Annotated in this window: 13 protein-coding genes; 11 read left to right on the top strand and 2 right to left on the bottom strand. The window is 71.5% G+C overall.

All coding sequences use genetic code 11. From position 1 onward, the window contains the following. The first annotated feature begins 101 nt into the window (after nt 1-101). The 8 genes from recG to mutM all read left to right on the top strand — a co-directional run bounded on the left by recG (nt 102) and on the right by mutM (nt 7,426). Complete coding sequence (gene recG / locus ACWDX6_RS03495; protein ID WP_451483492.1) at nt 102-2,252, top strand: ATP-dependent DNA helicase RecG; 2,151 nt, start codon at nt 102-104, stop codon at nt 2,250-2,252. A gap of 80 nt (nt 2,253-2,332) precedes the next feature. Beyond that, on the top strand, nt 2,333-2,914 hold the full coding sequence (gene rsmD, locus ACWDX6_RS03490; protein WP_451483274.1) for a 16S rRNA (guanine(966)-N(2))-methyltransferase RsmD: 582 nt from the start codon (nt 2,333-2,335) through the stop codon (nt 2,912-2,914). Between the two features lie 26 nt (nt 2,915-2,940). After that, complete coding sequence (gene coaD, locus ACWDX6_RS03485; RefSeq protein ID WP_356894206.1) at nt 2,941-3,432, top strand: pantetheine-phosphate adenylyltransferase; 492 nt, start codon at nt 2,941-2,943, stop codon at nt 3,430-3,432. Between the two features lie 110 nt (nt 3,433-3,542). Continuing rightward, nucleotides 3,543-4,601 carry an ATP synthase F0 subunit B gene (locus ACWDX6_RS03480; protein WP_451483273.1) on the top strand — a complete coding sequence of 353 codons (1,059 nt, stop codon included), beginning with the start codon at nt 3,543-3,545 and terminating at the stop codon, nt 4,599-4,601. A gap of 152 nt (nt 4,602-4,753) precedes the next feature. After that, on the top strand, nt 4,754-5,392 hold the full coding sequence (locus tag ACWDX6_RS03475; protein WP_451483491.1) for a YceD family protein: 639 nt from the start codon (nt 4,754-4,756) through the stop codon (nt 5,390-5,392). Nucleotides 5,393-5,394: 2 nt separating this feature from the next. Next, nucleotides 5,395-5,568 (top strand): 50S ribosomal protein L32, encoded by a 174-nt coding sequence (gene rpmF / locus ACWDX6_RS03470; protein WP_030496967.1) that lies wholly within the window; start codon nt 5,395-5,397, stop codon nt 5,566-5,568. A gap of 19 nt (nt 5,569-5,587) precedes the next feature. Beyond that, on the top strand, nt 5,588-6,400 hold the full coding sequence (gene rnc, locus ACWDX6_RS03465) for a ribonuclease III (protein ID WP_451483272.1): 813 nt from the start codon (nt 5,588-5,590) through the stop codon (nt 6,398-6,400). A 141-nt stretch (nt 6,401-6,541) separates the two neighbouring features. Beyond that, on the top strand, nt 6,542-7,426 hold the full coding sequence (mutM, locus tag ACWDX6_RS03460) for a bifunctional DNA-formamidopyrimidine glycosylase/DNA-(apurinic or apyrimidinic site) lyase (protein WP_451483271.1): 885 nt from the start codon (nt 6,542-6,544) through the stop codon (nt 7,424-7,426). Between the two features lie 69 nt (nt 7,427-7,495). On the opposite strand, the gene ACWDX6_RS03455 is transcribed toward mutM, so the two are convergent. Both ACWDX6_RS03455 and ACWDX6_RS03450 read right to left on the bottom strand, forming a co-directional pair. Beyond that, nucleotides 7,496-7,888: a winged helix-turn-helix transcriptional regulator gene (locus ACWDX6_RS03455; protein ID WP_451483270.1), complete on the bottom strand. Its 393-nt coding sequence runs from the start codon at nt 7,886-7,888 to the stop codon at nt 7,496-7,498. A gap of 101 nt (nt 7,889-7,989) precedes the next feature. Next, the gene (locus ACWDX6_RS03450) at nt 7,990-8,904 is read right to left on the bottom strand and encodes a CAP domain-containing protein (protein ID WP_451483269.1); all 915 of its coding nucleotides are present in this window, start codon (nt 8,902-8,904) and stop codon (nt 7,990-7,992) included. A 170-nt stretch (nt 8,905-9,074) separates the two neighbouring features. On the opposite strand from ACWDX6_RS03450, the gene ACWDX6_RS03445 reads away from it, so the two are divergent. The 3 genes from ACWDX6_RS03445 to ACWDX6_RS03435 all read left to right on the top strand — a co-directional run bounded on the left by ACWDX6_RS03445 (nt 9,075) and on the right by ACWDX6_RS03435 (nt 13,822). Then, nucleotides 9,075-9,356 (top strand): acylphosphatase, encoded by a 282-nt coding sequence (locus ACWDX6_RS03445; RefSeq protein WP_403294581.1) that lies wholly within the window; start codon nt 9,075-9,077, stop codon nt 9,354-9,356. A gap of 393 nt (nt 9,357-9,749) precedes the next feature. Then, nucleotides 9,750-9,965, top strand: coding sequence for a hypothetical protein (locus ACWDX6_RS03440; RefSeq protein WP_403294580.1), 216 nt, complete (start codon nt 9,750-9,752; stop codon nt 9,963-9,965). Nucleotides 9,966-10,144: 179 nt separating this feature from the next. Then, nucleotides 10,145-13,822, top strand: coding sequence for an AAA family ATPase (locus tag ACWDX6_RS03435; RefSeq protein WP_451483268.1), 3,678 nt, complete (start codon nt 10,145-10,147; stop codon nt 13,820-13,822). The last annotated feature ends 72 nt before the right edge of the window (nt 13,823-13,894 follow it).

Raw genomic sequence — 13,894 nt, 5'->3', positions numbered from 1 at the left:
GCCCGTGCTCGACGAACCACTGAACCGACTGCCCGAGGGGAGCCGCCGTGCTGCTCGGTGACCCGCTCAAGAACGTCCTCGGGGCCGCCACCGCCAAGGTGATGGCCGACCATCTCGACCTGCGCACGGTCGGCGACCTGCTCCACCACTACCCGCGGCGGTACGCCGAGCGCGGGGAGCTGACGGCGCTGGCCGACCTGCCCCTGGACGAGCACGTCACGGTCGTCGCGCAGGTGGCCGACGCCCGCGTGCTGACCTTCAACAAAGGGGGGCGGGGCAAGGGCCAGCGGCTCGAGGTCACGATCACCGACGGCAGCGGCCGGATGCAGCTGGTCTTCTTCGGCCGGGCGGTCTTCTTCCACCAGAAGGAGCTGCTGCCGGGTCGGCGCGGCATGTTCGCCGGCAAGGTCGGGCTCTTCAACCGCAAGCTCCAGCTCTCCCACCCCGAGTACAAGCTCCTGGACGCCGACAGCAGCGACGAGACGGTCAAGGCGTTCGCGAGCGAGCTGCTGCCCATCTATCCCGCCTGCAAGCAGCTGGAGTCCTGGACCATCGAGCAGTCGGTCTCCATCGTCCTGGACTCCATGGCCGCCACCGGCTGGGCCGGGCTCGCCGACCCCCTGCCGCCCGCCCTGCGCGAGGGCCGCGGCCTCGCCGCCCTGCCCGAGGCGCTCCAGAAGGTGCACCGCCCTCGCACCAGGGCGGACATCGAGGACGCCCGGCAGCGGCTGAAGTGGGACGAGGCCTTCGTCCTCCAGGTCGCCCTCGCCCGTCGGCGCTTCGCCGACACCCAACTGCCCGCCGTCGCCCGCCGTCCCGTCCCGGGCGGCCTCCTCGACACCTTCGACGCCGAACTCCCCTTCACCCTCACCGACGGCCAGCGGAAGGTCTCGAAGGAGATCTTCGACGACCTCGCCACCGAGCACCCGATGCACCGGCTCCTCCAGGGCGAGGTCGGGTCCGGAAAGACGATGGTCGCCCTGCGGGCCATGCTCGCCGTCGTCGACGCCGGGGGACAGGCCGCCATGCTCGCCCCCACCGAGGTCCTCGCCCAGCAGCACCACCGGTCGATCACCGAGATGATGGGCGAGCTGGCCCAGGGAGGGATGCTCGGCGGGGCGGAGAACGCCACCAAGGTCGTGCTCCTCACCGGCTCCATGGGCGCGGCCGCCCGCCGCCAGGCGCTCCTCGACCTCGTCACCGGCGAGGCCGGGATCGTCATCGGCACCCACGCCCTGATCGAGGACAAGGTGCGGTTCCACGACCTCGGCCTGGTCGTCGTCGACGAACAGCACCGCTTCGGCGTGGAGCAGCGCGACGCCCTGCGCGGCAAGGGGAAGCAGCCCCCGCACCTGCTCGTCATGACGGCGACCCCCATCCCGCGCACGGTCGCCATGACCGTCTTCGGTGATCTGGAGACCTCCGTCCTGGACCAGCTGCCCGCCGGGCGCTCACCGATCGCCAGCCATGTCGTCCCCGCCGCCGACAAGCCGCACTTCCTCACGCGCGCGTGGGAGCGCGTGCGCGAAGAGGTGGAGAAGGGGCACCAGGCGTACGTCGTCTGCCCCCGTATCGGCGACGGCGAGGACGACCCCAAGGCGAAGAAGAAGCCCACCCCCGAGGACGAGGCGGAGAAGCGCCCCCCGCTCGCCGTCCTCGACGTCACCGAGAAGCTGAGGACCGGCCCGCTCGCCGGGCTGCGCGTCGAGGTCCTGCACGGCCGGATGCACCCCGACGACAAGGACGACGTCATGCGCCGCTTCGCCGCCGGCGAGGTCGACGTCCTCGTCGCCACCACCGTCATCGAGGTCGGTGTCAACGTCCCCAACGCCACCGCCATGGTGATCATGGACGCCGACCGGTTCGGCGTCTCCCAGCTCCACCAGCTCCGCGGCCGCGTCGGCCGCGGCTCCGCCCCCGGTCTGTGCCTCCTGGTCACCGAGATGCCCGAGGCGAGCCCCGCCCGGCAGCGCCTCGGCGCCGTCGCCGCCACCCTCGACGGCTTCGAACTCTCCCGGATCGACCTCGAACAGCGCCGCGAGGGTGACGTCCTCGGCCAGGCCCAGTCCGGCGTCCGCTCCTCACTGCGGATGCTCACCGTCATCGACGACGAGGACGTCATCACGGCCGCCCGCGAGGAGGCCACCGCCGTCGTCCTCGCCGACCCGGACCTCACCGACCACCCCGAGCTGCGCACCGCCCTCGACGCCCTCCTCGACAAGGAACGCGAGGAGTACCTGGAGAAGGGCTGACGCGGCAGGGCAGCAGCCGCCATAAGCTATTGCACACGCAATGGCTCATGGCTCACGGCCCATACAGAGCGAGGACCCAGATGACCCGCGTGATCGCCGGCACCGCCGGCGGACGCCGACTCGCCGTACCGCCGGGCAACGGCACCCGCCCCACCTCCGACCGGGCACGGGAAGGCCTCTTCTCCACCTGGGAGTCGTTCCACGGCCTGGCCGGGGCGCGGGTCGTCGACCTGTACGCCGGTTCCGGCGCCGTCGGCCTGGAGGCGCTGTCCCGCGGCGCGTCCCACGCGCTGCTCGTCGAAGCCGACCCGCGCGCCGCGAAGACCGTCCGCGAGAACATCCGCACCCTCGGACTGCCCGGCGCCGAACTCCGTACCGGCAAAGCGGAACAGATCGTGACGGGCCCGGCCCCGGCCGAGCCGTACGACCTCGTCTTCCTCGACCCGCCGTACGCCGTCTCCGACGACGATCTTCGCGAGATCCTCCTCACACTCCGCTCCGGGGGCTGGATCGCGGAGGATGCTCTCGTCACCGTGGAGCGCAGCACCCGAGGCGGGGAATTCGGCTGGCCGGCCGGTTTCGAGCCACTGCGAGCCCGTCGCTACGGCGAGGGAACGTTTTGGTACGGTCGCGCCGCCTCTACGTGCGAAGACGCACGATGACCGGACCGGAGAGCGAGGGACCCAAGTTGCGCCGCGCCGTCTGTCCGGGGTCATTCGACCCCATCACCAACGGACATCTCGACATCATCGCCCGCGCCTCCAAGCTGTACGACGTCGTACACGTCGCGGTGATGATCAACCAGTCCAAGAAGGGGCTGTTCACCGTCGACGAGCGGATCGAGCTGATCCGCGAGGTGACCGCCGACTTCGGAAACGTCGAGGTCGAGTCCTTCCACGGCCTCCTCGTGGACTTCTGCAAGCAGCGGGACATCCCGGCCATCGTCAAGGGCCTCCGCGCGGTCAGCGACTTCGACTACGAACTGCAGATGGCGCAGATGAACAACGGCCTCTCGGGCGTCGAGACCCTGTTCGTCCCCACCAACCCCACCTACAGCTTCCTGTCGTCCTCCCTGGTCAAGGAGGTCGCCGCCTGGGGCGGCGACGTCTCCCACCTGGTGCCCGAGGCCGTCCTCGGCCGGCTCACCGAGCGCCTCGCCCAGCAGCGCGGCGGACAGTGACCACGCGCCACCGCGGCTGACAGGCCGTCACCCGGTGTCGGACGGGGGACGACTGCCCTTACAGTCGTCCCGTCCGTCTTCATTCAGCTGTAGAGAGTGGCGAACACCCGGTGGACGTGCAGAAGAAGCTCGACGAGATCGTTTCGACGGTCGCCAACGCCCGCTCCATGCCCATGTCGGCATCCTGTGTGATCAACCGCGCCGAGCTGCTCGCCCTGCTCGAAGAGGTACGGGAGGCCCTGCCGGGCTCGCTCGCCCAGGCCCAGGAGCTCCTCGGCGGCCGGGAGCAGATGGTCGAGCAGGCCCGTCAGGAGGCCGAGCGGATCATCGAGGCCGCCCACGCCGAGCGCGGCTCCCTGATCTCCGACACCCAGGTCGCCCGCCAGTCCCAGGACGAGGCCGACCGGATCCTCGCCGAGGCCCGCCGCGAGGCCGACGAGATCCGCGCCGAGGCCGACGACTACGTCGACTCCAAGCTCGCCAACTTCGAGGTCGTCCTCAACAAGACCATCGGCTCCGTCGACCGCGGCCGCGAGAAGCTCCTCGGCCGGGGCCCGGGCCTGGACGAGCAGGGTTACGCCGACGAGGACGCGCCCGAGTACAGCTCGGACCCGCAGACCCTGATCCACCGGGCCGACGCGTACGTCGACGCCAAGCTGGGCGCCTTCGAGGCCGTGCTGTCCAAGACCCTGGAGGCGGTCGGCCGGGGCCGGCAGAAGCTGCACGGGCGCACCACCAGCGACGCGCTGGGCGAGCACATGGCGGCCCAGGACGCGGCCGGCGGCGTGGTGCACACCAGCGACGCCGACTATCTGGCCGGGCTCGCGGAGCTCGCCGACCCGGAGCCGGTGCGGCAGTACGTCCCGCAGGAGGCGCCGCAGCCGCCGCAGCAGGCCCCGCAGACGGCCCAGCAGCCCGACCCGTACGGCTACCAGCAGCCCCAGGAGACGTACGCGTACCAGCAGCAGGATCCGTACGCCTACCAGAGCCAGAACCAGGACCCGTACGCGTACCAGCAGCAGTACGCCTACGACCAGCAGCCGCAGGCCCCGCAGCAGCACCAGCAGCAGGTCCAGCAGCCGCAGGCCGCCGCTCTCGACGAGACCAGCTTCTTCGACACCGGCATGATCGACCTGGAGCAGCTGCGCCGGTACGAGCAGGGGCGCTGAGCCCCGGCGCGGCACGGGCCCGGATTGGGCCCTGAGCGAAGCGTCCAGTATCCTGGCTCTTCGGTCGCGCGTATGCCCGCGATCCATGCTGCCCGCTTCGTCTCTCGATTCGAACACGGCAGCCCTCTCACGATCCGAAAGCAGGAAGAGCCCTGAGCACGCGCCTCGACCACCGCAACCCCCTCGTGTTCGACACACACGAGCTGGGGCGGCGTCCTGGTGCCCTCCAGCGGCTCTCCCGTTCGGTCGCGGCCCCCGCCGACCTCGGCGTCGAAGGGGTCGTGGGAGTGCCGGAAGGCGCGCCCGTGGAGATCGATCTCCGTCTCGAGTCGGTCATGGAAGGGGTGCTTGTCACAGGCACCGCCCGTGCATCGGCCGAGGGGGAGTGCGTAAGGTGTCTGGAGCCCGTCGAGCTTGAGCTCGACGTGGACTTCCAGGAGATGTTCTCGTACCCCGACTCCGACGACCGGGGCCGCTCCAAGGCGGCCGCGGGCGACGAAGCCGAGGAAGACGAGGACATGATCCCCCTCGAGGACGGCATGTTCGACCTCGAACCCGTGCTGCGTGATGCGGTGGTGCTCGCACTGCCGATGCAGCCGGTGTGCCGGGAGGACTGTGCGGGTCTGTGTTCCCAGTGCGGAACCAACCTGAACGACAACCCGGACCACCACCATGACGCCGTCGACATCCGTTGGGCGGCACTGCAGGGACTCGCCGGTTCGCTGGGAACCGATGAGAAGGACAACATGAGCGGCGCCGAAGCGGGCGTCGACGAGAAGCAGGAGAAGTAGCCGTGGCTGTTCCGAAGCGGAAGATGTCGCGCAGCAACACGCGCCACCGCCGGTCGCAGTGGAAGGCTGCGGTCCCCACCCTGGTTTCGTGTGAGCGTTGCCAGGAGCCGAAGCAGCAGCACATCGCGTGCCCGAGCTGCGGCACCTACAACAAGCGCCAGGTCCTCTCGGTCTGAGTGGCTGGTGAGAGGCGCAATGTCTGAGTCCCACAAGACGGACAACAAGACGGACAATGCCTCGTCCCACACGCTTCTGGAAGGGCGGCTCGGGTATCAGCTCGAGTCCGCCCTTCTGGTGCGTGCGCTGACGCATCGCTCGTACGCGTACGAGAACGGCGGCCTGCCCACCAACGAGCGTCTGGAGTTCCTCGGGGACTCCGTGCTCGGCCTGGTGGTCACGGACACGCTGTACCGCACCCACCCCGACCTGCCCGAGGGCCAGCTGGCCAAGTTGCGGGCCGCGGTGGTCAATTCGCGTGCGCTGGCGGAGGTCAGCCGCGGCCTCGAACTCGGCTCCTTCATCCGGCTCGGCCGGGGCGAAGAGGGCACGGGTGGCCGGGACAAGGCGTCCATCCTCGCCGACACCCTTGAAGCGGTGATCGGCGCGGTCTACCTCGACCAGGGCCTCGACGCGGCGTCCGAGCTGGTGCACCGGCTCTTCGACCCGCTGATCGAGAAGTCCTCGAACCTCGGTGCCGGACTGGACTGGAAGACCAGCCTCCAGGAGCTCACCGCGGCCGAGGGCCTGGGTGTTCCGGAGTACCTCGTCTCCGAGACGGGCCCGGACCACGAGAAGGTCTTCACTGCTGCCGCCCGCGTCGGTGGTGTCTCGTACGGCACCGGCACCGGCCGCAGCAAGAAGGAAGCGGAGCAGCAGGCCGCGGAATCCGCGTGGCGCGCGATCCGCTCGGCCGCGGACGAACGCCTGGTGGCGGCGAAGGCCGCGGCCGAGGCGGGAACGGAAGAGGGCGCCGACGTCTCTTCCGCCGCGGATCAGGCCTCGGCCTGAGACCACCGCTTCCTGACGACCCCGCCCGGGACCCCGACCAGGGTCCCGGGCGGGGTCGTTCCGCGTGGAACCCTCGGGCCGGGGGCGGCGGTCCGGGCGGTAGGCTTCGGGCATCGTTCCCACCCCGTCCGGAGGAGTCCCGTGCCCGAGCTGCCCGAGGTCGAGGTCGTGCGGCGCGGTCTCGAACGCTGGGTCGCCGGGCGGACCGTCGGCGAGGTCGAGGTCCTGCACCCGCGGGCGGTACGGCGGCACCCGGCCGGCGGCGAGGACTTCGCCGCACGGCTCAAGGGGCACCGCCTCGGGACCGCCCGGCGGCGCGGCAAGTACCTCTGGATCCCGCTCGCCGACTCCGACGCCTCCGTCCTCGGCCATCTCGGCATGAGCGGCCAGCTGCTCGTCCAGCCGGAGACGGCACCCGACGAGAAGCATCTGCGCATCCGCGTCCGGTTCGACGACACGGTGACATCAGCGGCCGGCGCCGCGGGCGGCACCGAGCTGCGCTTCGTCGACCAGCGGACCTTCGGCGGACTCTCGCTCCACGAGAACACACCGGACGGCCTGCCCGACGTCATCGCCCACATCGCGCGCGACCCGCTGGACCCGGCGTTCGACGACGCCGCCTTCCAGGCCGCGCTGCGTCTGCGCCGTACGACCATCAAGCGCGCGCTGCTCGACCAGTCGCTGATCAGCGGGGTCGGCAACATCTACGCCGACGAGGCGCTGTGGCGGGCCAGGCTGCACTACGAACGCCCGACCGCGAGCCTGACCCGGCCCCGCTCCGCCGAGCTGCTGGGCCATGTACGCGATGTGATGAACGCGGCGCTCGCGGCCGGCGGGACCAGCTTCGACAGCCTGTACGTCAACGTGAACGGCGAATCCGGCTACTTCGACCGGTCCCTGGACGCGTACGGCCGCGAGGACGAGCCGTGCCGGCGCTGCGGGACACCGATCCGCCGCCGCCCGTGGATGAACAGGTCCAGCTACTTCTGTCCGCGCTGCCAGCGCCCGCCGCGCGCCGCCCTCTGAGGAGCCCGGGGCGTCACGGCGCGACGGGCTCGCTCGGCACGCGCGCCGCCCTCTGAGGAGCCCGGGGCGTCACGGCGCGACGGGCTCGCTCGGCACGCGCGCCGCGTCATAGCTCTCGCGCGCCGACAGCACCTGGGGCATCCGCCCCTCGACCAGGTCGATCAGCCGGCGCAACTGCTCCGCGATGTCCCGGCCCAACGGCGTCAGCCGATAGTCCACCCGCGGCGGATTGGTCGGCCGCGCCTCACGGTGGACGAGCCCGTCCCGCTCCAGCGCGTGCAGGGTCTGCGCCAGCATCTTCTCGCTCACACCGTCGACCCGGCGGCGCAACTCGTTGAAACGGAACGTGCCCTCGTACAGTGCGCCCAGGGTGAGCGAACCCCACCGCCCGGTCACATGCTCCAACGTCTCGCGCGAGGCACAGGCCCGGGCGAACACATCGAACACGAGGTCGTCACTCATCCCTCCACCTTACGCGCGAGGCGCTGCGCCCAGGAGTGCGCTCACTCAGGGGTTGCGCTTCCGGAGAGGGGACCCGCGGCCTCGCCGAGGACGGCCACGGCTCAGTAGCCGAAGTCCTGGGTCCACCACGGGCCGCCGTCCGCGAAGTGGACACCGACTCCCAGCGAGGTGTAGTCGCAGTTCAGGATGTTCGCGCGGTGTCCGTCGCTGTTCATCCAGGACGACATCACGGCCGCGGCGTCCACCTGCCCGCGAGCGATGTTCTCGCCGCCCATGCCGGATATGCCCGCCTTGGCCGCTCGGTCCCACGGCGTCGCGCCGTCCGGGTCCGTGTGGTCGAAGAAGCCGCGCCGTGCCATGTCCTCGCTGAAGGCGTCGGCCAGCTCCGTCAGCTCCGCGTCGGAGCGGACGGGGACGCAGCCGACCTTGGCCCGCTCCAGGTTGACCAGGCGGACCACCTCCGCCGCGGCGGCCGCGTCACGGCTGACCAGCGACGGGGTCTCCGTCCGCACGACCGGCTTCTCGGTCGTGGGCGCCGGCTTGGGCTTGGGCTTCGCGGTCCGCACCGTCTTCGACGGCTGGGGGGAGGGCTTCTTCGGCGCCGGGGAGGCGGTGGTCTTCGACGGGGTGGGCGACGGCTTCGCCGACGGCGAGGCCTTCTTCGCGGCGGTGCCCGTACCCGCGCTCCTGCCCGCGCTCGCGGTGGGGGAGGAGGAGCGGTCGGACGGGGTCGCCGAGGCGCCGCCCTGCGTCGTCAGCTCCGGCGCCTGCTGGGCGTGGGGGTGGGTTCGGGTCTCGCCCGAGCCCGTGCTGCCGACGGTGTACGTGTCCCCACCCGGCAGCAGACCCGAGGCGACGGCGACCGCGCCGATCGCCACCGCGGCGGAGGCGCCGAGCAGCCCGGTGCGCACGGGTACGCCCCGCTTCTTGCGGCGGGCACCCCTGTGCCGGCGGTCCCCGTCCGTCGCGTACCCTTCTGCGGCGGGCGCGGCGCCGGAGCGACGATGGCGTCCCATCTGCTCTGCCTTCCTGACGACCTGTGCTGTGATCTTTGCTGATCTTTGCTTCTGTGGAGCCTGTCAAAGGGGACTCGCCCATGCGGGTGAGTCTCATTCGGTCGGGACTGTACGCCATGACGCGCGGGGGCGGTGCCCCTCTGCGGTGATCGGCCCGTTAGCGTGCAGCCATGAACGAAGACGTACGGCTCACCGCCTGGGTGCGCGGTCGAGTACAGGGAGTGGGCTTCCGCTGGTTCACCAGGGCAAACGCGCTGGAGATCGGCGGCCTGGTCGGATTCGCGCTCAATCTCGACGACGGACGGGTGCAGGTCGTCGCCGAAGGGCCGCGTGAGAATTGCCACCGTCTGCTCGACTGGCTGCGCTCCGACGACACACCCGGGCGCGTCGACGGGGTCACTGAGATCTGGGACACCCCGCGCGGCGGCTACGACGGCTTCGCGATCCGCTGACGATCCTTCCCGCTCACTCCGCCCGGTGGTCCACGCGACCACCGGGCGGACGTTCGAGCAACATCACCTGACCGGGAAATGACCAGGTGGTTGCCGAGAAGGGCTTGCCTTGTCCGGTCGCACGAGGAAGGATGATCTCCACAGCCCCAGAGGCACCGATGTCGCGAGGCCCGCCGCATGTTCCGCGGCCGTGGACCCCCCGGTCGCCCCTTGATGCGGGGCGTGATCGTGTTGACCGTCAAACATTTTGGTGAGACTCTGGAAGCCCCGCGCACCTTAGCTGTTTGGCAGTAAGAACCGGCACCACAAGAAGTACTGCCGAGCACCGCGGGTGCGAATCCCTCACGACCCACACCGCATCGGTCGGTCACTCATTGTGGAGGACCATCCATCATGGCAAAGGCGCTTCTCGGTTACGTCGGCGGCTCCGACCCGCGACTCCTCGCCGAGATGCGACGGCTTCAGCAGCGCGTGCAGGACCTCGAGTCCGAGCTTGTACGGATTCAGTCCGAGAACGACGCGCTCAACGCTGCCGCCGCACAGCACGGAGACTCGCTGCTCGACCGCATCGACCTCGACGTACCCCAGGCGGAGCCTGCGCTCACCTGATGTCTCAGCCCGCAGGGGCCAGGTGAGAGACACTCTCGCTGGCACAGCCAGATATGCAAGGGACGCTTCGGCGTCCCTTCTTTCTTGAGTCCCCCAGGTCCCACCCCCCTTTTCCTGAGTGAGGGTCTGCCCTGCGCCTTCGCGGGCGAAACGCACGCGCCCCGGTAGAGTCCGGGGGCGTGCATCTCAAGGCCCTGACACTCCGCGGTTTCAAGTCGTTCGCCTCCGCCACCACGCTGCGGTTCGAACCCGGAATCACCTGTGTCGTGGGCCCCAACGGATCCGGTAAGTCCAACGTCGTGGACGCGCTGTCCTGGGTCATGGGAGAGCAGGGCGCCAAGTCGCTGCGCGGCGGCAAGATGGAGGACGTCATCTTCGCCGGCACGACCGGGCGGCCGCCGCTCGGCCGCGCCGAGGTCTCGCTGACCATCGACAACTCCGACGGCGCACTGCCCATCGACTACGCCGAGGTCACCCTCACCCGGATCATGTTCCGGGGCGGCAGCAGCGAGTACCAGATCAACGGCGACACCTGCCGGCTGCTCGACATCCAGGACCTGCTCTCCGACTCCGGCATCGGGCGCGAGATGCACGTGATCGTCGGCCAGGGACAGCTCGACTCCGTCCTGCACGCCGACCCGATGGGACGGCGCGCCTTCATCGAGGAGGCGGCCGGCGTCCTCAAGCACCGCAAGCGCAAGGAGAAGGCGCTGCGGAAGCTGGACGCGATGCAGGCCAACCTCGCACGCGTGCAGGACCTCACCGACGAACTGCGGCGCCAGCTCAAGCCTCTCGGCCGGCAGGCGGCGGTCGCCCGCCGCGCCGCGGTCATCCAGGCCGACCTGCGCGACGCCCGGCTGAGGCTGCTCTCCGACGATCTCGTACGGCTCCAGGAGGCGCTGAAGGCCGAGGTCGCCGACGAGGCCGCGCTCAAGGAGCGCAGGGAGAGCGCCGAGGCCGAGCTGCGGGCCGCGCTCGCCAAGGAGGCGGACCTGGAGGACGAGGTGCGGCGGCTCACCCCCCGCCTCCAGCGGGCCCAGCAGACCTGGTACGAACTCTCCCAGCTCGCGGAGCGGGTGCGCGGCACGATCTCCCTCGCCGACGCGCGCGTGAAGAGCGCCACCACCCAGCCGCTGGAGGAGCGTCGCGGACGCGACCCGGAGGACATGGAGCGCGAGGCGGCCCGTATCCGCGAGCAGGAGGCCGAACTGGAGGCCGCGCTGGAGGCGGCCGAGCGGGCTCTCGAGGACACCGTCGCCCACCGCGCCGAGCTGGAACGCGAGCTGGCGGTGGAGGAGCGACGGCTCAAGGACGTGGCCCGCGCCATCGCCGACCGGCGCGAGGGGCTCGCCCGGCTGCACGGCCAGGTCAACGCCGCCCGCTCGCGTGCGGCGTCCGCGCAGGCCGAGATCGACCGGCTCGCCGCCGCGCGCGACGAGGCGCGGGAGCGGGCGACGCGCGCCCAGGAGGAGTACGAGCAGCTCAAGGCCGAGGTCGACGGGCTCGACGCGGACGACACCGAGCTGGGGGAGCGGTACAAGGCCGCCCGCCGGGACCTCGCCGAGGCGGAGGCCGCCCTGACGGCCGCGCGCGAGGCCGCCACCGCCGCCGACCGCAGCCGCGCGGCGACCCGCGCCCGGCACGAGGCCCTCGCCCTGGGCCTTCGCCGCAAGGACGGCACCGGTGCGCTGCTCGCCGCCCGGGACATCGTGGACGGTCTCCTCGGCCCCGCGGCGGAACTCCTCACGGTCACCCCCGGGTACGAGATCCCCGTCGCCGCCGCCCTCGGCGCCGCGGCCGACGCGATCGCCGTCTCGGGCCCCGCCTCGGCGGCCCAGGCGCTGCGCCTGCTGCGCAAGCAGGACGCCGGCCGCGCGTCCCTGCTGCTCACGGGCGCGCAGGCAGCGGAAGTCCCCGAGCCCGTCCCCGACGGCACCGCCCGGGACGGGGACGGCTTTGCCACGCCCGCCGACGGCCGACCGGCGGCCGCCCGTGGCGCCGGGGACGGGGACGGCTCGGTCGCGACCGCCGACGGCCGAGCGGAGGCCGCCGACGGCGACGTGCCCGTCGTCTCCCTGGTGCGCGGGCCCGAGGAGCTCATGGGCGCCGTGCGGCGTCTGCTCGACGGGATCGTCGTGGTCGAGGGCCTGGAGGAGGCCGAGGAGCTCGTCCGCGTCCGGCCGTGGCTGACCGCCGTCACCGCCGAGGGGGACCTGCTGGGGGCGCACTTCGCGCAGGGCGGCTCCGCCGGGGCGCCGAGCCTGCTCGAAGTGCAGGCGTCCGTCGACGAGGCCGCCGCCGAGCTGGCGGAGCTCGACGTGCGCTGCGAAGCGCTCGCGTCGGCGCAGCGGGAGGCCGACGAGCGCCGCCGCGCCGCCGCCGCACTCGTCGAGGAGCTGGCCGAACGCCGCCGCGCCGCCGACCGGGAGAAGTCCGCCGTCGCGCAGAGCCTCGGCCGCCTCGCGGGCCAGGCCCGGGGCGCCGCCGGTGAGGCCGAGCGGTCCGCCGCGGCCGCGGCTCGCGCGCAGGAGTCCCTGGAGAAGGCGCTGTACGAGGCGGAGGAGCTGGCCGAACGGTTCCTCGTCGCCGAGGAGGCCCCGGCCGACGAGGAACCCGACACCTCCGTGCGCGACCGGCTCGCCGCCGACGGCGCCAACGCCCGCCAGACGGAGATGGAGGCCCGGCTCCAGCTCCGTACCCACGAGGAACGGGTCAAGGGTCTCGCCGGACGCGCCGACTCCCTCGACCGGGCCGCACGCGCCGAACGCGAGGCACGCGCGCGTGCGGAGCAGCGCCGCGCCCGGCTGCGCCACGAGGCCGAGGTCGCCACCGCCGTCGCCGCCGGAGCCCGGCAGCTGCTGGCGCACATCGAGGTCTCCCTGGTCCGGGCCGAGCAGGAGCGCGCCCTGGCCGAGGCCGCCAAGGGCGCCCGCGAACAGGGCCTGGCAGCCGCCCGCGCCCGGGGCCGCGACCTGAAGGGCGAACTCGACAGGCTCACCGACTCCGTCCACCGGGGCGAGGTCCTCGGTGCGGAGAAGCGGCTGCGGATCGAGCAGCTGGAGACCAAGGCCCTGGAGGAGTTCGGTGTCGAGCCGGCCGGCCTGATCTCCGAGTACGGCCCCCATCAGCTCGTACCGCCGTCGCCCCCCGCGGAGGGCGAGACGCTGCCCGAGGACCCGGAGGACCCGCGCAACCAGCCGCGCCCCTTCGTCCGTGCGGAGCAGGAGAAGCGGCTGAAGGCCGCCGAGCGGGCATACCAGCAGCTCGGAAAGGTGAACCCGCTGGCCCTTGAGGAGTTCGCGGCGTTGGAGGAGCGCCACCAGTTCCTCTCCGAGCAGTTGGAGGACCTGAAGAAGACCCGTGCCGACCTCCTTCAGGTCGTGAAGGAGGTCGACGTCCGTGTCGAGCAGGTCTTCACCGAGGCGTACCGGGACACCGCCCGCGAGTTCGAGGGAGTCTTCTCGCGCCTCTTCCCCGGGGGCGAGGGGCGGCTGGTCCTGACCGACCCCGACAACATGCTCACCACCGGCGTCGACGTGGAGGCCCGCCCGCCGGGGAAGAAGGTCAAGCGGCTCTCGCTGCTCTCCGGCGGCGAGCGTTCGCTGACCGCCGTGGCGATGCTGGTCTCGATCTTCAAGGCCCGCCCCAGCCCGTTCTACGTGATGGACGAGGTCGAGGCGGCGCTGGACGACACCAACCTCCAGAGGCTGATCCGGATCATGCGGGAGCTCCAGGAGTCCTCGCAGCTGATCGTGATCACGCACCAGAAGCGGACCATGGAGGTCGCGGACGCCCTCTACGGCGTTTCCATGCAGGGCGACGGGGTATCGAAGGTCATCAGCCAGCGGCTGCGCTGACCCTAGGCATTCAAGACTTGAACGCAAGACGACACGCCGTCGGTTCAAATTCACAAGCGGACAAGTCTTGAC

This window comes from Streptomyces sp. NPDC003027 (assembly GCF_053591435.1).
This window is presented reverse-complemented; position numbering and strand designations above follow the sequence as displayed.